We start from the raw sequence: 18,858 nt of genomic DNA on the forward strand, positions 1-18,858 counted from the left end.
ATTGCATCTCTTTTTTAGTTTGCTCGCTCTGCATGTTCATAAGCCTTCTCACCATGCATTGAAATATCAAGACCCATGTGTTCTTCATGTTCATCTACTCGAACAGGGAGGAAGAAGTTGATCGCTTTAATAATGGCATACGTCATGATGATTGTGAATGCATATGTTGCGCCAATCGCTATAAGTTGTTTAAACAGTAACGCGGCGTTTCCGTAAAACAATCCGTTCGCACCATCCCCGTTTACGGTAGTAGTTGCAAATAGTCCTGTTGCAATACCGCCCCAAGTTCCTCCGATGCCGTGGCATCCAAAGGCATCAAGTGTATCGTCATACCCAAATTTTGTTTTTAAGAAGAAAACGGCGCCAAAGCATAATATGCCACCAATTGCTCCGATAAGAAGGGCGGAGAAAGGTGTAACGAACCCGCAAGCTGGTGTAATAGCGACTAGACCAGAAACAACTCCGCAAGCAGCTCCCATTGCGGTTGGTTTTGATTGGAAGAACCATTCAGAAAGCATCCAAGTTAGAGCGGCGGCAGCGGCGGCTATATTTGTATTAATAAATGCAGTTAACGCTACGTCGTTTAAGGATAATGCGCTGCCGACGTTAAAACCGAACCAGCCAAACCATAATAAACCTGCTCCTAACATTGTAAATGGCAAATGGTGAGGAGAAGAACCATTTATGTTTTTTCGTTTTCCAAGGAAAATAGCTAATACAAGACCGGCAACTCCAGAAGTGATGTGAACGACGTTTCCGCCAGCGAAGTCTAGTGCACCAAGTTCCCTTAGCCACCCGCCGACGCCCCATACCCAATGAGCGACAGGATTGTAAACGATCGTTGTCCATAGAAGGATAAAAATAAGAAAGGCAGAAAATCGCATTCTTTCAGCAAATGCACCTGAAATTAAAGCTGGAGTTAAAATGGCGAACATGAGTTGAAACATCATGAATAAATTGTGAGGAATAGTAGAGGAGTAGTCTGGATTTGGTGCGTAGGTAACTCCGTTTAGACCGAACCAATCAAGTGTACCGATAAGCCCGTGCCAATCTGGTCCGAATGATAAAGAATAGCCGATAACAATCCATTGAATCGAAACGATAGCCATTGCGCTATAACTATGCATCGTTGTGCTGAGTACATTTTTGCTGCGAACCATACCTCCATAAAAAAGTGCCAATCCTGGTGTCATCAACATGACCATTACTGTCGTTACAAACATAAAAACTGTATCTCCCATATCCATGATCTCTCCTCCTGTAATGTTAGAAAAAATATCATCTATTTGTTATGTTTCATATCATATTCGAAATTAAACTAAAAATCAACTAAAAATTCAGAAAATTATATGAATGATGTCATGAAACCTAACATGAATTATTTTGTGAGGATTAAAATCGACATATGCGTTTCATTCGGATAATTGGTATAATATTCTTACAATTAAAAAACTTGGGGGATGCGTGTGGGAAAAATACGGACTAGGAAACTATTCATTTGTTTTTGCTTAGCTATTGTTTTGTTTGTACCAATACATACTTTTGCAGACGAAAAAAGAGAGTGGCGAGATGAAGTTATATACTCCATTATGATTGATCGCTTCAATAATGGAGAACCGAAAAATGACAAACAGTTAGAAGTTGGTAATTTAGAAGGGTATCAAGGAGGGGATATAAGAGGAATTATAAAAAGGTTGGATTACATAAAAGAAATGGGTTTTACTACCGTTATGCTTTCACCACTTTTTGAAAGTGGAAAGTACGATGGATTAGACGTGCGAAATTTTAAAAAGGTAAATGAACATTTCGGGACAGACAATGATGTGAAAGAACTTGTAAAAGAAGTTCATGCAAAAGGGATGAAAGTTGTATTTCAATTTCCGCTTGGAGAAAACGAACAACAGGTAATTAACGCAATGAAATGGTGGATAAAAGAAGTTGATTTAGACGGAAGTTATGTTATACATAGTGAAAAAAAGCCGCGTTCCTTTTGGGATAACGCGCAAAAAGATATGCAAGTGATAAAGAAAGATTTTCGTATTATGACAAAGGAGGATAGCGAATACAACGAAAAAATAGTAGAGTCGTTTTCTAAAGCAGATGTATCGGTGAAATCGTTATACGATGTGAGTAAAAAAGAAGGAGAATTTGTTACGTTCTTAGATAATCAAGAAACAAAAAGATATGCGCGTATTGCAAAAGAACATATGTATTATCCGCCATCACGTTTAAAACTGGCGCTTACTTATTTGTTAACATCACCTGGAATTCCGAATTTTTATTACGGAACTGAAATTGCATTAGATGGAGGAAGTGTACCCGATAATAGACGATTAATGGATTTTAAGTCAGACGAAAAGTTTATGCAACACATAGCAAAACTAGGTGAACTTAGGCAGGCGAGACCGTCTTTACGACGCGGTACGTTTGAGCTTCTGTATGATAAGAGCGGGATGAGTATACTAAAACGAAAATATAAAGATGAAGTAACTTTAGTAGCAATTAATAATACGAAAGAAACACAAAAAGTCTCCTTACCTGCAAGTGCAATTGGTGAAAAACAAGAGTTAAGAGGATTGTTGCAGGATGAAATTATAAGAGAGGAAAACGGGAAATTTTATCTCGTTTTAAAGCGTGAAGAATCAAACGTGTATAAAGTTAAAGGAGAAACAGGTGTGAATTGGTTATTTATCTCCTTAATCGTTGGGGTGAATGTATTATTTATTGCGTTTTTAATTGCAGTTAAAAGGAAGCGTAGATGAGAAGTTGCTTTCTCTATGTTCATGTCTTCTTATTGTATTTGTAAGTTTGTTCGGCGGGGCAATAGTGTTTATTCTGTTGATATGAAATTTCTTAAGAGAAACGATGTGAGAATGAAAACGTCCCTAGTGAGAGGAGGGCTAGGTTAGGAAGGGGATTTTCTTCCTAACCTGTTTTTTGTGTTAGCACCGATGGGGAAGAATCTTTGAAACAATCAATAATTGCAACTATATTAATTTTACATTACATTAAAAGTTAGAGAATACTCTTATACTAATATAGTGCTAAATAGTAGGTGGAAAAATGGAGTTTTACGATTTGGGTATTACCATTAAAGAGCTTAGAATTAAAAAAAATATATCACAATCCGAATTATGTCATGGAATATGTTCGCAAAGTCAAATTAGCAAAATAGAAAAAGGTGTGATTTATCCATCTAGTATATTGTTATATCAATTATCAGAAAGACTTGGTATTGACCCAAATAATATATTTGCATTAACTCAAAACAAAAAACTAAAATATGTAGAAAATGTAAAATGCGTAATAAAAGATTGCTTAAAGCAAAAACAATATAATGAACTTTATGAAATCGTGAAAAAAGAGAAAGATGAAAAGAATTTCCAGGCAAAAGAAGATAAACAATTTCTCCTATGGCATGAAGCAATTGCTATATTTGAGGCGAACAGATCCATAAAAACTGCTTTAAAGCTTTTAAATGATGCATTAAAACTAACTTTAACCAATGTTGATTTTTTATCAGAAAGAGAAATAGATATTATGCAGACAATGTCTATATTTTATGCGGAAAATAAAGAATATGATAAAAGTATTACTATATTAAGAAGGTGTTTAACTAATTTTAATAAGTTAGATTTTCCGAGAGATAAAGCGATTAAATTAAAAATCATTTTTAATTTAGCGAAATGTTTAGGTATGACCTATCAATATGAAGAGGTGGTAAAATACATTGATAAAGGAATCAAATTAGCTATTAATCTAAATACTTTATACTTATTAGGTGAACTTTACTATTTAAAGGGATGGAATTTATTAAGATTTAAACAACAGAATGAAGAAGATATTGCAAATAACATGAAAAAAGCATTATTTATATTTGAACTAACAGAAAAAGAAAATCTGATAAAAATGGTTAAAGAAAAATATTTTGAAAACCAAAATGAAAAAAGCCACTCATAATTCATTTGGGGATTACTTGAAATATAATAGAACCTACAGGGAAAATCCCTGTAGGTTCTAAACTTATAAACTTTCTTCTAAAATATTAGTGTTTAATATAAATTTTTGAATAAGAGTTTACTTAGTGTACTTTTTATTTTGAAGTCTGCATCTTTATTAACGATGTATGCTTCTTTTTAAATCCATCCGAATATTATTGGTTCAAGTCGGAGGAAGGCACTTTGGGGTGTCTTTTCTTTAGACCTTTATCATTAACTATTTAATGTTTTTTTAAATGATTACATGACATAGTTTTTTTGTACCAAGCTTTGTTGATACAGTTAGACTTATCCGTTAGTGAATTCGCATTATTAGAACATCCTACAGTATTTAGGGAGAATGTGGCCAATAAAAACCAGAGTATTAATTTCTTCATATAACCACTTCTAACTCTTTTTTAATTAACATTTTTTAAGTTCCTTATTAATTTTACATTACATTAAAGGTTGGGAAATATTCTTATACTCATAAATTGTTACGTTTTGGCGGGGGAGGAATTATGAGTTACAGCGATTTTTAAGATGACTTTGGTCTAGGGTGTAGTTACTAAGAAAAGTAATTCAAATCGAAGGGGGAAACGTCTTGAGGTGTCTTTTTCTTATTTTCAATAAGGTCTGCTAAATACATGTATAAAACAAATTCTACAATAAGGCCTAGTTTAATCATACGGTCACTTGTAAAGTATGCGTATGGTTAGACCCTGTTCACTTAGCGATTTTCACCGCATATACCTTTTTCTATAGTTTGTTCTCGTAATATTGTCTCTACAAGACAAAAAAGAAAACTCCTCTAATTAAGAGGAGTTTTCTTTTTAGCGGTAGTTAATGAACTGTACGTCGATTGGTAAATCAGCGCTACGAACAGCTGCGATTACTGCTTGTAAGTCATCACGGCTTTTTGCTGTAACACGTACTTGATCATCTTGTACTTGTGTTTTTACTTTTAATTTCATTTCTTTAATGATGTTGTTAATTTTTTTCGCGTTATCTTTATCGATACCTTGTTGAAGTGTTGCGCGTTGGCGAACAGTGTTGCCAGTTGCAGCTTCAACTTTTCCGTAATCTAAGTTCTTAATTGGAACGTTACGTTTTACAAGTTTAGAAATTAGAACGTCTTTTACTTGCTCTAATTTAAACTCGTCATCAGAAGTCAAAACAAGTACTTCTTTTTCTAATTTAATATCACTTTTACTTCCTTTAAAGTCATATCGGTTTTGGATTTCTTTTAATGCGATGTTAATTGCGTTTGTTACTTCAGGTAATTCTACTTTCGAAACGATGTCAAAAGAACTATCTTTTGCCATAGTTAGCACCTCCAAATAAATTTCTAATCTTGTTATGTACTGTACATACTAAAGTATATCTGAAAACGAGTCTAGACTTAAGTGTTTTCGTACTTATATTCATGTAACCTCATTTTATTATAGTGAATTTTGGGCAGTTGGACAAATATAGGAAAAATCATGTTATAATTAACTTTTGTTTGGAATGATAAAAAAGATAATTTTATATATATAGAAGGGAATTAAAAAATATGTATTTGCAAATAGGATCGATTGAACAGGTAACTGTTTTACGCGAAACGGAAATCGGATATATGGTTGGGAATGAAGAAGAAGAAATTTTCCTACATAAAAACGAAGTAGCTGGAGAAATTGAAGAAGGCGATACGATTGATGTATTCTTATACCTTGATCACCAAAATCGTATTTCAGCAACAATGAAGGAACCAATTATTACAACTTATGATTGGAACTGGGTAAAGGTTGTAGAAGTTATTCCTAGTTTAGGTGTGTTTGTTGATATTGGTGTGTCAAAAGATATACTAATTCCAGCTGATGAGTTCCCGATTTATATGCCAGTATGGCCAGAAGTAGGCGACGAATTATATTGTACGTTAAAATTAACGAATCGTGATCGTTTAATTGCTCTTCCGGCAAGAGACAGTGATATGCAAGAAATTATCGTAGATGCAACGCCATCTATGCGTAATAAAAACGTAAATGGACGTGTATATCGTTCGCTTCAAGTAGGTTCATTCGTTTTAACAGATGAACATTTCCGTGCTTTCTTACACCATACAGAAAGAAAAGAACAAGTCCGCATCGGTCAGCGTGTAACAGGCCGTATTATTGACGTAAAAGATGACGGTACAATTAACATTTCACTTCTTCCTCGTAAAGAAGAAGGAATGGAAGACGATGCTGCAGTAATTTATGCATATATGAAAGAACGAGGCGGAGCAATGCCGTTTTGGGATAAGAGCCATCCAGAAGATATTAAAGAACGCTTTAACATGAGTAAAGCTGCATTTAAGCGTGCACTTGGTAAGTTGATGAAAGAAGAAAAGGTTTACCAAGAAGAAGGTTGGACTTACTTTAAGAAATAAGATAAAAGATTAAAAAGCACAACCTTATCTAAAAAAATAAGGTTGTGCTTTTTTAATTTCCTTGCGGAGAAACAAGAGTAAATGTATCTTTCAAATCACTATCATTTATTTTAATATTTGCCTTTTTTAATTCCTCTTGTAACAATTTTTTGCTGAATACAGGATCAGCAGTACGTTCTTCCTCTAAGTTTTTGCGAATAGAGTTTTTTACTTCATCGTAAGGTTTTAAATCTTTTTTATCAGTTAATTTAATAACGTGATAACCGTTTGATGATTTTACGGGGTTGCTAATTTGTCCAACATTTAGTTTGTAGGCAGCCGTTTCGAATTCAGGAGCCATTGTACCTGAATTGAAGTATCCAAGGTCTCCGCCTTTATCTTTTGATAGTAGATCTTGTGATTCTTGTTTTGCTAATTCTTCAAATGAAGCACCAGCATCTAGTTTACTCTTTATTTCTTTCGCTTCATTTTCGTCACTTACTAAAATGTGACTCGCTTTAATTTCTGGCTTATAGTGGTCTTTTACGTCTTTCTCTGTAATGCTTTTCTTAATCGCTTCATTCATAGCAAGTTTGAACTTAATTTGATTTTTAAAATCCTCTTCATCTTTTAAACCATTATTTTCTAATACTTTTTTGAATTGATCTCCATATTGTTTTTTTACTTTTTCTACTTCTTTATTTACCTCTTCATCAGGTACTTTATATTTTTTTGTGATGACGTCTTGTGCCATCATTTCGTATAGCATGTCTTTTCCGTAACGATCTTTCAATTGTTTTTCGAAGTTATCCTTTGTAATGGTCGAGTCTGTTGCTGTAGCGACTGTAGCTGAGCCATTTTTTTGTTCGCAAGCAGATAGCATCAATATACTTATTAGTGCAGTAATAATGAAAATATGTTTCCCTCTCATGCCAACACCTCATCCGAATATGTTATCGCTATTGTAGAATATAGAAGTGAACATGAAGTGAATTTTTAATGTTTTTTCCTTTAAAATGTAAAAAAGTACATCAACATAATTGTTGATGTACGATGGAATCAAAGGTGATCGGTCTTTTTAGAGTATGCACGTTTACCTTGCTGAATATTTTTTTGCTCTTGCTCATTTTTTTGTGTGCGTTTTGCGTTATTATCGCGTGCTTTTTTGTCGTTATCACTCGTATGTGGCATATGTATCAACTCCATTTCTAAACGTTGTACGTTTATCATTTCCTTTTTCGTAAAGACTATGTATAGCGGTGCATTTATGAAGGGTAAAGGTGGATTCGAAATGGATTTGAAGTTGAATTATACTGAACTTATAAAGAAGTTAATCGTTGTAATCATCGCAGGTTTATTAAACGCGATTGGGATGAATTTATTTTTAACGCCAGCAAAAGTGTATGCGAGCGGCTTTGCTGGATTGTCTCAATTATTATCACAAATATTAGGTGATTTTTTATCGATTCACATATCTACGGGAGTATTGTTTAGCTTATTTAATATTCCTGTCGTTATTTTAGCGTGGAAAAAGGTTGGAAAGGCCTTCACCTTTTTCAGTTTTCTTTGTGTTATATTTATGACTTTGTTTCTAGAGATCATCCCTGTTAGAGCGGTTTCGAATGATATCATATTAAATGCGATTTTTGGCGGGATTATTTCGGCAATTGGAGTAGGGATTGCTTTAAAGTGGGGTGCTTCTACAGGTGGATTAGATATTATCGCCATGATTTTATCAAAAATAAAAGATAAGCCTGTCGGTACATACTTTTTCTTTTTTAATGCAATTATCATTATTGCTGCTGGCTATGTATATGGATGGGAAAAAGCGTTGTATACGCTAGTGACTTTATATGTATCAACGAGAATTATTGATGCAATTCATACTCGTCATGTAAAGATTACAGCATTAATTGTTACGAAGAATGGGGCAGACGTAAGAAAGGCGATTCACTCGCGATTAGTAAGAGGGATTACAACGATACCAGCAACAGGTGCTTATACGAATGAAAATAAAGAAATGTTAATGATGGTTATTACCCGTTACGAGTTATACGAATTAGAGAGGATTATTAAACAAGTGGACCCAGGTGCATTTACAAATATACTGCAAACAGTTGGGGTGTTCGGATTGTTTCGGAAAGATTAAAGAGGACCAAAGTTGGTCCTCTTTTTTAATGTAAATTCGTGATGTTTTGCAATTGCTCTTGCATTTCACGGAGCTGAACTTTTTCAGCAGTTGAAGAGTTTGCGTAAGCGGATTGCAAAGCATTTTTTGCTCTATACACGAGATCTTGTTGCTCAGTACCGCTTGAACAAGATACGGCATTTTCAACAGCATCTCTAGCTTGTTGGAATAGTAAGTTCCCCATTTAAAACCCTCCAAAAGAAGAGTTACTTCTTGCTTTTTCTGCCTCAGCTAATGTACCTCTGTACGGGAATCTTGCATCATGCTTCATAACAGCATCGGCTCCTTGTTGGATAAAACGTTTTGATTTGTTCTTTTTACCCATTCGAAAAACCCCCTTTATTTAGCTGAAAACAATCGACGCAATGTCTCATGCGTCTACTTATAGTATGGACATTTGGCAGGAAACTATAAGTAGGGAATTTTTAGATTACAACCCAAGAACCTCTTCTAAATATAAAGCAATACCATCTTCTTCGTTCGTTAACGTCGTATGGTTTGCGAGTGATTTTAATTCAGGGATGGCATTTCCCATTGCGATGCCGTGACCAGCAAATTCAATCATTTCAAAATCATTATCTTCATCACCGAAAGCGATAATTCGCTCTTGTGGAATGTTGTAATGACTAGAAATTTTTTGTAATCCAACTGCTTTATTTAATCCGCTTTTCACAATTTCAATAATCGGCCAAGGTGCGCCCCATTTTCTATGGTCGATTACTTCCGCATGCATATCCGTTAAATGTTGACGAATTGCAGTAGAATGCTCGTCATGTGCGTCAATTAATAAGCAAGTTGGATGATCGTTTAAAATATTTAATAAGTCTCCGGTAAAAATCTTAGGAGAGCCGAATTCGAAAATATGTTTTTTATCTTCATCAATTTCACGAACATACACATCGTCCATTACTTCCGCGTATATATTTTTTACGCCAAAATCAAAGCAAGCTCGGACAATTTCTTGCGCTGTTGCTAGCTCAAGAGGAGAGTGATGTGTTCCCCAGTTTGAATCAAGAGGATGATGTACGTAAGCGCCGTTAAAGTTTACGATAGGTGTGTTAAGATCAAGTTCTTTATAGTAATCGTAACTAGCACGGAATGGACGTCCTGTTGAAATAACAACAATATGTCCCTGTTCCTTTGCTTTTGCAATTGTATGTTTCGTTCGAGTGGAAATTATTTTGTTGTCTGTTAATAAAGTGCCGTCTAAGTCTAATGCGATTAAATGTTGTTTGTTCATAATTTCACCTCTTATAATAATTTTTTTGTATCTATCTGTATTTCCGTTTTTAATATGCAGAAATAAGAGGTTAGACTTGGTGAAATCACCATAGATGGAAATTTCACTATATATCCATCTTACGTCTCAAAGTGCTGTGGTGTCTACTATTTATCGTTGGAAATTAAGAAAAGTCAACATCTTTTTAGAAAGTTCAAACAATGTTTCTTTCATTATGTACAAATTGTGAAAAGGGTTACATTGCTCGTGTGATGAGACATATAATGAACATGTAATCTTCTCGTATATGTTTGACTCTCCTTTGAAACTAGCCTAGGGTAGGTTGGTTTCTTTTTTTTTCTACAAGTAAGAAAGAAATCCCTGCTTACGCTTGTGTCATTCATATATATGTACAAGAATGAGATGTAGTACTGTTTCCTAAACATGACAGAAAAGCTTTCTTTTAAAATGGATATACTAATGAGGCAAGACGTCATGGAAGGAGAATGAAGATGGGACAAAATCGCAGGTTTCGTTCTGGACAAAAAGCGCCGAATGATGGCATTTACGTAGAAATTGGTGAAACGGGAAGTATGGTGAAAGATCCGCAAATGGTGAAATTAACTGCCGGTGAAAAGTTTCCGGATAACACGAATCATAACCGCCAGTGGACATATAAAAGAAAACCGTAACAGAAGCCGCAATCATTATTGCGGCTTTTTTGTCGTTACACATTGTAATTTCATTTACCGTATTTTTAGCAGTATAATGAATGCTCTCTTTTTCTTTTTCAAATAATAAGTTTGAAAATACATAGGCAAAATTATTGTATAAAAAAGTCAGTTGGCGTATAATCAAATAAAAGGTCAAAGAAAGTCAAACTTTTGGAGGGCTGTAAAGATGGACTTAAATCAAATGACAACAAAAACACAAGAGGCGATTATGAGTGCCCAATCTTTAGCGGTATCTCATCATCACCAAGAGGTGGATACTGTTCATCTATTACTTGCATTATTAGAAGAGCAAGATGGATTAGCAGTACGTATATTTCAAAAAATGAATGTTGATATAGAAGCATTAAAGCAAGGTGCTGAAAGTTTAATTAAAAAGAAACCTTCTGTAACGGGGAGCGGTGCAGAAGTTGGAAAATTGTATGTAACGAGCGCTCTGCAACAACTGCTTGTAAGAGCAGGGAAAGAAGCAGAAAAACTGCAGGATGATTACATTTCAGTAGAACATGTATTGCTTGCTTTTTCTGAAGAAAAAGGCGATATAAATCAATTATTTACAAGATTGTATATTACGAAAGATAACTTATTACAGTCTTTAATGACAGTTCGGGGGAATCAAAGAGTGACGAGTCAAAATCCAGAAGCAACTTATGAAGCGTTAGAAAAATATGGCCGTGATTTAGTGGCGGAAGTGAGAGCAGGGAAAATCGATCCTGTAATCGGCCGTGATAGTGAAATACGACGTGTAATTCGTATTCTTTCACGTAAAACGAAAAACAATCCTGTTTTAATTGGGGAGCCAGGTGTTGGTAAAACAGCAATCGTTGAAGGGCTAGCACAGCGTATTGTGAAAAAAGATGTACCTGAAGGATTGAAAGATAGAACGATTTTTGCGTTAGATATGAGTGCGCTCGTAGCAGGTGCGAAATTCCGTGGTGAGTTCGAAGAGCGTCTGCAAGCTGTATTAAATGAAATTAAAAAGAGTGAGGGCCGCATTTTATTATTCATTGATGAACTTCATACAATAGTTGGAGCTGGTAAAACAGAAGGAGCCATGGATGCAGGAAATATGTTAAAACCGATGCTTGCACGTGGTGAACTGCATTGTATTGGAGCCACAACACTAGATGAATATCGCAAATATATTGAAAAAGATCCAGCGCTAGAAAGACGTTTCCAACAAGTATTAGCAGAAGAACCAACTGTTGAAGATACAATCTCAATTTTACGTGGATTAAAAGAACGCTTTGAAATTTATCACGGTGTAAATATTCATGACCGTGCGATTGTAGCAGCGTCAGTTTTATCAGATCGATATATTTCAGATCGCTTCTTACCTGATAAAGCAATTGACCTTGTTGACGAAGCATGTGCAACAATTCGTACAGAAATTGATTCTATGCCGACAGAATTAGATGAAGTAACGCGCCGCATTATGCAGCTGGAAATTGAAGAAGCGGCTCTTGGAAAAGAAACGGATCGTGGTAGCCAAGAGCGTCTAAAAACATTGCAACGTGAATTATCGGATTTAAAAGAAGTTGCAAGTGGTATGAGAGCGAAATGGGAGAAAGAAAAAGAAGAAATTCACAAAGTTCGTGACTTACGTGAACATTTAGAACGTCTGCGTCGTGAATTAGAAGAAGCAGAAGGTAATTACGATTTAAATAAAGCAGCCGAACTTCGTCACGGGAAAATTCCAGCAATTGAAAAAGAGTTAAAAGAAGCGGAAGAAATGGGCGGGCATAATAAACAAGAAAATCGTTTATTACGTGAGGAAGTAAGTGAAGAAGAAATTGCAGATATTGTTTCACGCTGGACTGGTATTCCTGTTGCGAAACTCGTGGAAGGTGAACGCGAGAAATTATTACGCTTAGAGCAAATCTTATCAGAGCGTGTTATCGGACAAGAGGAAGCAGTAAGCCTAGTGTCAGACGCAGTTCTTCGTGCTCGCGCTGGTATTAAAGATCCGAACCGCCCGATTGGTTCTTTCATCTTCTTAGGACCAACAGGTGTTGGTAAAACAGAACTTGCAAAAACGTTAGCCCAGTCTTTATTTGATAGTGAAGAGCAAATGATTCGCATTGACATGTCTGAGTATATGGAGAAACACGCAGTGTCACGCTTAATTGGTGCACCTCCTGGATATGTAGGATATGAGGAAGGCGGTCAATTAACTGAAGCGGTAAGACGTAAACCATATTCCGTTGTTTTATTAGATGAAATTGAAAAAGCACATCCAGAAGTATTCAACATTTTATTACAAATGTTAGATGATGGACGCATTACAGATTCGCAAGGTCGTACAGTGGATTTTAAAAATACAGTTATTATTATGACTTCAAATATCGGATCTGCTCATTTACTAGATGGATTAGAAGAAGATGGTTCGATTAAAGAGGAATCAAGAGACCTTGTAATGGGGCAATTAAGAGGACATTTCCGCCCTGAATTTTTAAACCGTGTTGATGAAATTATTTTATTCAAACCTCTTACAACGAATGAAATTAAAGGCATTGTTGATAAAATTGTAAAAGAACTACAAGGTCGTCTAGCTGACCGTCACATTACAGTAGAATTATCAGATGCAGCAAAAGAATTTGTTGTAGAAGCTGGTTTCGACCCAATGTACGGAGCTCGTCCATTAAAACGATACGTACAGCGTCAAGTGGAAACGAAATTAGCACGAGAATTAATTGCAGGAACAATTACTGATAATAGTCACGTAGTTGTTGATGTAGAAAATAACGAATTAGTCGTTCATGTGAAATAAAAATAAAAAAGAGTTCGGATAAAATCCGGACTCTTTTTTTAGTGTTGTTCTACTGGCTCGTTTGGAATTGCAGCTGAAATTGCTAGTACTAACACAGCAAGAACAACTGAGAAAATAGACGCTTGGTTAAAGTCGTATGTACCGCCAGTCATAGAGCCGATTACATAGCTCATCATGTGTACAAGTAAGAACGACCAAATTAATGCCCAAATGAAACGCATATTTTACACCTCTATTCGTTCAATCTGTCCTTATTGTAACACAATTGAAAAAAGAATATAGAAAAATATTTGTAGATTTTTCAACGCAAATTTGCATTCCGTTCATACATTATAAAAGAGTACTTTTATATGTTTAGAAAATAAGGCGGGGGAAAAATGAGTATTACGGAACGTTTTTTTTACTTAGAAAAAGAACCATGTGTCATTTATTTACCGGAGAAGCCAAATGGATTTTCTGTTATGCTCCTCGGTGATTATAACTACTTTATTGAGAATGGTACAAGTTTATGGACACAACATGCGGGTAAATCTTATTTTTTACATGGTCTTATTGAACAAGGCTACACGGTCTTTTCCTCTAATTTATACGGAAGACATTGGGGAAACGATCAATCTGTTCGTCTGGCAAAACGTTTATATGATGTTGTTTTGAGAAAAGAGACGTTAAATGCGAAAATGCACATTATGGCAGATGGTATGGGAGCGCTTGTAGCACTTGAAATGATGAACAAATATCCTGAATGTATTCGTTCTGTTGTTATGCTAAATCCGTGTTTAGATTTACCGGAATATGTAAGTTTTGAGAAAGAGCATAAATTTTTTTACAAGAGACTCGTGAAGGAATTAAGTTTGGCGTATGATGCCAAAGAAGAAGAAGTAGAATCAAAAATAAATAAGAAATCATTTACGCTTCTTCCATCTTGTGTACCTGTTAAAATTTTCGTATCAACACAAGAAAAAAGAGGAAGAAAACAGCAGTTGCGTAGATATGAGAAAATGAGGCAACTAAATCAATGTGATACTTCTGTCTTGTTCCATCTGCAAGATGTGAAATATAAAATGGTTAGGCAAACGACTGATTTCTTTAAAAAATATGAAGAAGAATTATGAAGCTCCCATATACATAAATGAGGAGCTATTTGTTTCAGAGGGAAAGGGTTGGTGGTATGGAACGCGTGCTGATAATAGGTGCACTTACGTTTGTAGGTTATCACCTTGTAAATAAAATGATTGCAGAAGAAGTGGAAGTCTATGGTCTTGATTTTGATGAATTCGATAGTATGACCAAAATTAATGAAGAGAAGTTATTATTAATTGGGCGAAATGCGTTATTTACGTATTATTCGATAAGAGATGAAGATGGATGGAGATCGGTTGAGGAAGAGAGATTCGATACTGTTTATTTTTGCTTATATGAGCCAAATCAGCAAAGTGGATTTCGGAATGAAAGAGTCATATTACAATATTTAAAGCGAATTATAAGAATGTGTGAAGAACAAAAAGTGAAGTTAAATTTAATTTCTTCTATTGAAGTAGGCAGTACAGATGAATCCGAAAATAAGCGCCTATTTTTGAAAGTAGAAGAAGGATTGAAAAAAGGGAATTTACAATATAGTGTATTTCGAGTTCCAACATTATATGGACCGTGGCAACCGTCCTTTATGATGTTTCATCAGCTTATTTTATCAGAATTAGTTGAAAAAGAGTGGCGTTGTACGATTGAGGAAAAGGGGAATGATTTACTTTACGTTGAAGATGTATGTGAATACTTATGGGAACATGGAACGAACGGGGCGCATCTTGGTATATACAATTTACTTAGTGGTAAACAGTCATTATGGGAAAAAGGTATGAATCTTTTACGCGCGGATGATAAAGTAAATAAAAATAATAGCGAAGTAAGAGATGAGGCTATCGAAGTAATTTCGATAAAAAGAAATACTCCGTTAGAATACGGTTTAAATAAGCAACTGGCACACATGAAAAAATATAAAGAGTTATACGAAGGGTAGTACGCGTGTTACACTATTGTATGTGAAAGTTTTAATGGAGAGGAAGAGTATGATATGAACGAAAAAAGCATGCAGTTTTTACAAATCGCAATGAAGCATTTACCGGAAGCAAAGGCAATTTTAGATGATAATGGAATTGCACTTGATATGGAGAAGGCACAGCCGGTGTTAGAGTTGTTAATGAAAGTTATGAACGAAGCTTATGAGCTTGGGAAAGCAGATAAAGAATAAAAAACATCTTTTTAGATGGAAGAGAGGCTCGAACCGTGAACAGAAGGGTTTGAGTCTTTTTATATTTGAGAGGTATGTTTCTGTTTCTTTTAATGAAAAATAACGTGAATAATGCGTTAGCTTTCTGTTTTATGCGAAATATATTCTAGACAAAAATACATTTATGTTTTAAAATTAGTACCAAGTCATAATAATTGATATAAAACGGAGGGCTGCGATGTGAACGTGGGCATTTTAGGGATCGGAAGATATGTGCCGGAAAAAGTAGTCACAAATCACGATTTAGAAAAAATAATGGATACATCCGATGAATGGATTCGTACGAGAACGGGAATTGCAGAAAGACGCATTGCCGATGATACAATAGATACTTCATATATGGCCGTAGAGGCTGCAAAAAAAGCACTTGAAGATGCAGGGGTTAGCGGAGAAGATATCGATCTTATTTTAGTGGCGACAGTAACACCAGATCGTGCGTTTCCAGCAGTAGCTTGTGTCATTCAAGAAGCGATTGGAGCGAAACATGCAGCTGCAATGGATGTAGGTGCAGCATGCGCTGGTTTTATGTACGGAATGATTACAGCGCAGCAATTTATTCAAACGGGGACTTATAAAAACGTATTAGTAGTTGGTAGTGATAAGCTATCTAAAATTGTAGACTGGAATGATCGAAATACAGCGGTATTATTTGGAGACGGAGCCGGTGCTATCGTAATGGGAGCAGTTTCAGAAGGAAGAGGCGTTCTATCTTTCGAATTAGGAGCAGACGGAAGCGGCGGTAAGCATCTATATCAAGACGAGTATGTTATGATGAATGGCAGAGAAGTCTTTAAATTTGCCGTTCGTCAACTTGGTGAATCTTGTCTTCGCGTGCTGGATAAGGCTGGTCTTACAAAAGAGGATGTGGATTTCTTAGTACCGCATCAAGCGAATATTCGTATTATGGAATCTGCAAGAGAGAGATTAAATTTACCACAAGAAAAAATGAGTATGACAATTGAAAAGTTTGGTAATACATCAGCTTCTTCAATTCCAATTGCAATGGTAGAGGAATTGCAAAATGGACGTATTCAAGATGGTGATTTAATTATACTTGTTGGTTTTGGTGGCGGATTAACATGGGGAGCAGTCGCTCTTCGTTGGGGTAAATAAGGACTGAGAGAAAAAAAGGAGTGTATTTTGTATGGAAAAAAAGAGGGTCGTAATTACAGGACTAGGAGCTGTTACACCGGTCGGAACAGATGTTGAAACAGCATGGGAAAACATTAAAAAGGGTGTATCTGGAATCGGACGACTTACAAGAATTGATCCGGAACTATTTCCAGCAAAAGTAGCAGCAGAAATTAACGACTTTGAAGTCGAGAAATATATTGATAAAAAAGAAGCGCGCCGTATGGACCGCTTTACACAATATGCAGTAGCAGCAGCGAAAATGGCAGTTGCAGATGCAAAGCTTGAAATTACAGAAGAAAACGGACCTCGAATTGGTGTATGGATTGGATCAGGTATTGGCGGTATGGAAACATACGAAGAACAATTTAAGATTTTTACTGAGAAAGGCCCACGCCGCGTGAGCCCATTCTTCGTACCGATGATGATTCCGGATATGGCAGCAGGTCAAGTATCAATCGCAACAGGAGCAAAAGGAATTAACACTTGTTCTGTAACGGCTTGTGCATCTGGTGCAAACTCAATTGGTGATGCATTTAAAGCAATTCAGCGTGGTGATGCTGATGCAATGATTACAGGCGGAGCAGAAGCACCGCTAACAAGTATGGCATTCGCAGGATTTAGCTCAGCGAAAGCATTAACATTTAATGAAGACCCAGCAACGGCTTGCCGTCCATTTGATAAAAACCGTAGCGGTTTTGTAATGGGTGAAGGCTCAGGTATTCTAATTCTTGAAGAATTAGAGCACGCATTAGCGCGTGGTGCTCACATTTACGCGGAAATTGCTGGTTATGGTGCAACTGGAGATGCGTTCCATATTACAATGCCTGCTCCTGGTGGTGAAGGCGGAGTGCGTGCAATGCGTCAAGCTTTAGCTGATGCAGGCCTACAGCCAGAAGATATTGATTACATTAATGCGCATGGTACAAGTACGGATGCGAATGAAAAATATGAAACGATGGCAATTAAAGAAACTTTCGGTGAGCACGCGTATAAAGTAGCGATTAGCTCAACGAAATCAATGACAGGTCACTTATTAGGAGCAGCTGGTGCTGTTGAAGCGATTTTCTCTATTAAATCAATTACAGACGGAGTAATTCCGCCAACAATTAACTATGAGACACCAGATCCAGAATGTGACTTAGATTACGTACCGAATCAAGCGAGACACCAAGAAGTAAATGCAGTATTAAGTAACTCATTAGGATTCGGTGGTCATAACGCAGTGTTAGTATTTAAATCGTATAAATAATAGATGAAATAAGGAGTTTTTTCGCAATATATTGCGAAAAAACTCCTTATTTATTTTTACGCCTTTTTCTCCTGTAGCATATACATAAGAAAAAGGAGGGATAGAGATGGGGATTGTTGAAACAGCTGAATGGCTACATTTATATTATGGGCGGCCAGAAAAACTTTGTGAGAAATTTACGAAGTATATTCCGTTGCCAAAAGAAAGGTTGTATCGCTTTTTAATTTCAAAAGGGATGTATCGCCCGATCATGCGCGGAGAAAAGGAAATTAAAGAATTAGAGGAAAAGGAAATTTGGAAAGAATTGAGCCTGGAGTATGATAAACTGAAAAACTGGTTAAAAGGTCCAGATGTCCCTGTCTTTATTTTATTATCAGATTCCTATAATCGAACTGTACAAGAAGAGTATAACGGTAGGGCGGGATTATCTATGCGTCATGTTATTTTCTTATTCGTATGTGGACGGAATTCGGTAGAAGAATTAAAAGTGTTATTAGCGCATGAATATCATCACATATGCAGGTTACATCAAATTGAGACGAAAGAAACAGAATATACATTACTTGATACGATGATTATGGAAGGGCTAGCTGAACAAGCAGTAACAGAAAGGTATACAGAAAAAAACAATGCACCGTGGACGGCGTATCTTTCAAAAGAGGAGGCTATTTATTATTGGAAAAATATTGTACATGAAAGAATAAGTATAAAACGAGGAACAAGGGAACATGACATCTTATTAAATGGCTTTCACTCTTATCCGAAGATGCTTGGCTATGCGCTTGGATTTCATATTGTCAAAGATTGTGTAACTGTGGAAGGAGAAGATACACTTTCTTTATTATCTATAGATGCAAAAGAAATATTGAATAAAGCAAGTACATTTCATATATAAAAAAACAGGAGTTCTATTTCCT

Annotated in this window: 20 protein-coding genes; 12 read left to right on the forward strand and 8 right to left on the reverse strand. The window is 35.8% G+C overall.

Annotated features, from left to right (window positions below; all coding sequences use genetic code 11):
- Positions 1–14: 14 nt before the first annotated feature.
- Positions 15–1,247, reverse strand: coding sequence for an ammonium transporter (locus tag NST86_RS06015; protein ID WP_000367131.1), 1,233 nt, complete (start codon positions 1,245–1,247; stop codon positions 15–17).
- Positions 1,248–1,460: 213 nt separating this feature from the next.
- On the opposite strand from NST86_RS06015, the gene NST86_RS06020 reads away from it, so the two are divergent.
- Positions 1,461–2,762, forward strand: a complete 1,302-nt coding sequence (locus tag NST86_RS06020; protein ID WP_227593269.1) for an alpha-amylase family glycosyl hydrolase — start codon at positions 1,461–1,463, stop codon at positions 2,760–2,762.
- Positions 2,763–3,063: 301 nt separating this feature from the next.
- Positions 3,064–3,960 (forward strand): helix-turn-helix domain-containing protein, encoded by an 897-nt coding sequence (locus tag NST86_RS06025; protein WP_227593268.1) that lies wholly within the window; start codon positions 3,064–3,066, stop codon positions 3,958–3,960.
- Positions 3,961–4,810: 850 nt separating this feature from the next.
- Here the strand turns inward: NST86_RS06025 and NST86_RS06030 are convergent.
- On the reverse strand, positions 4,811–5,302 hold the full coding sequence (locus NST86_RS06030; protein WP_001040149.1) for a YajQ family cyclic di-GMP-binding protein: 492 nt from the start codon (positions 5,300–5,302) through the stop codon (positions 4,811–4,813).
- Positions 5,303–5,532: 230 nt separating this feature from the next.
- Between NST86_RS06030 and NST86_RS06035 the strand changes: the two genes are divergently transcribed.
- Entirely contained in the window at positions 5,533–6,387 is an 855-nt protein-coding gene (locus NST86_RS06035; RefSeq protein WP_227593267.1) for a CvfB family protein, read from the forward strand.
- A 52-nt stretch (positions 6,388–6,439) separates the two neighbouring features.
- On the opposite strand, the gene prsA is transcribed toward NST86_RS06035, so the two are convergent.
- Together prsA and NST86_RS06045 are read right to left on the reverse strand one after the other, a co-directional pair.
- The gene (gene prsA / locus NST86_RS06040) at positions 6,440–7,297 is read right to left on the reverse strand and encodes a peptidylprolyl isomerase PrsA (protein ID WP_001214202.1); all 858 of its coding nucleotides are present in this window, start codon (positions 7,295–7,297) and stop codon (positions 6,440–6,442) included.
- 128 nt (positions 7,298–7,425) lie between these two features.
- On the reverse strand, positions 7,426–7,557 hold the full coding sequence (locus NST86_RS06045; protein WP_001120851.1) for a DUF3941 domain-containing protein: 132 nt from the start codon (positions 7,555–7,557) through the stop codon (positions 7,426–7,428).
- 100 nt (positions 7,558–7,657) lie between these two features.
- On the opposite strand from NST86_RS06045, the gene NST86_RS06050 reads away from it, so the two are divergent.
- Positions 7,658–8,515, forward strand: a complete 858-nt coding sequence (locus NST86_RS06050) for a YitT family protein (RefSeq protein ID WP_000364431.1) — start codon at positions 7,658–7,660, stop codon at positions 8,513–8,515.
- Positions 8,516–8,540: 25 nt separating this feature from the next.
- On the opposite strand, the gene NST86_RS06055 is transcribed toward NST86_RS06050, so the two are convergent.
- The 3 genes from NST86_RS06055 to NST86_RS06065 form a co-directional block, all read right to left on the reverse strand.
- Positions 8,541–8,738, reverse strand: coding sequence for a DUF3813 domain-containing protein (locus tag NST86_RS06055; protein WP_000527407.1), 198 nt, complete (start codon positions 8,736–8,738; stop codon positions 8,541–8,543).
- Complete coding sequence (locus NST86_RS06060; RefSeq protein WP_227593266.1) at positions 8,739–8,879, reverse strand: competence protein; 141 nt, start codon at positions 8,877–8,879, stop codon at positions 8,739–8,741.
- Positions 8,880–8,984: 105 nt separating this feature from the next.
- Entirely contained in the window at positions 8,985–9,794 is an 810-nt protein-coding gene (locus NST86_RS06065; RefSeq protein WP_001041232.1) for a Cof-type HAD-IIB family hydrolase, read from the reverse strand.
- A 491-nt stretch (positions 9,795–10,285) separates the two neighbouring features.
- On the opposite strand from NST86_RS06065, the gene NST86_RS06070 reads away from it, so the two are divergent.
- A complete protein-coding gene (locus tag NST86_RS06070; RefSeq protein WP_000531421.1) occupies positions 10,286–10,465 on the forward strand; it encodes a YjzC family protein in 180 nt (59 codons plus the stop codon).
- A gap of 208 nt (positions 10,466–10,673) precedes the next feature.
- Positions 10,674–13,274, forward strand: a complete 2,601-nt coding sequence (gene clpB / locus NST86_RS06075; protein ID WP_000365407.1) for an ATP-dependent chaperone ClpB — start codon at positions 10,674–10,676, stop codon at positions 13,272–13,274.
- 38 nt (positions 13,275–13,312) lie between these two features.
- Here the strand turns inward: clpB and NST86_RS06080 are convergent, their stop codons facing one another.
- Positions 13,313–13,495 carry a YjzD family protein gene (locus NST86_RS06080; RefSeq protein ID WP_001211116.1) on the reverse strand — a complete coding sequence of 61 codons (183 nt, stop codon included), beginning with the start codon at positions 13,493–13,495 and terminating at the stop codon, positions 13,313–13,315.
- A gap of 156 nt (positions 13,496–13,651) precedes the next feature.
- Between NST86_RS06080 and NST86_RS06085 the strand changes: the two genes are divergently transcribed.
- The 6 genes from NST86_RS06085 (at position 13,652) to NST86_RS06110 (ending at position 18,836) form a co-directional block, all read left to right on the forward strand.
- Positions 13,652–14,386 carry a hydrolase gene (locus NST86_RS06085; RefSeq protein WP_000028692.1) on the forward strand — a complete coding sequence of 245 codons (735 nt, stop codon included), beginning with the start codon at positions 13,652–13,654 and terminating at the stop codon, positions 14,384–14,386.
- 29 nt (positions 14,387–14,415) lie between these two features.
- On the forward strand, positions 14,416–15,288 hold the full coding sequence (locus NST86_RS06090; protein ID WP_016109546.1) for an NAD-dependent epimerase/dehydratase family protein: 873 nt from the start codon (positions 14,416–14,418) through the stop codon (positions 15,286–15,288).
- A gap of 54 nt (positions 15,289–15,342) precedes the next feature.
- Complete coding sequence (locus tag NST86_RS06095) at positions 15,343–15,519, forward strand: ComZ family protein (protein ID WP_001986215.1); 177 nt, start codon at positions 15,343–15,345, stop codon at positions 15,517–15,519.
- A 219-nt stretch (positions 15,520–15,738) separates the two neighbouring features.
- A complete protein-coding gene (gene fabH / locus NST86_RS06100; RefSeq protein WP_001100533.1) occupies positions 15,739–16,671 on the forward strand; it encodes a beta-ketoacyl-ACP synthase III in 933 nt (310 codons plus the stop codon).
- Positions 16,672–16,702: 31 nt separating this feature from the next.
- The gene (gene fabF / locus NST86_RS06105) at positions 16,703–17,941 is read left to right on the forward strand and encodes a beta-ketoacyl-ACP synthase II (RefSeq protein ID WP_000412656.1); all 1,239 of its coding nucleotides are present in this window, start codon (positions 16,703–16,705) and stop codon (positions 17,939–17,941) included.
- A 106-nt stretch (positions 17,942–18,047) separates the two neighbouring features.
- Positions 18,048–18,836, forward strand: a complete 789-nt coding sequence (locus NST86_RS06110) for a DUF2268 domain-containing protein (protein WP_044795520.1) — start codon at positions 18,048–18,050, stop codon at positions 18,834–18,836.
- Positions 18,837–18,858 lie beyond the last annotated feature (22 nt).

The sequence above is a fragment of the Bacillus sp. FSL L8-0199 genome (genome assembly GCF_038005705.1).
Taxonomy (GTDB): Bacteria; Bacillota; Bacilli; order Bacillales; family Bacillaceae_G; genus Bacillus_A; species Bacillus_A cereus.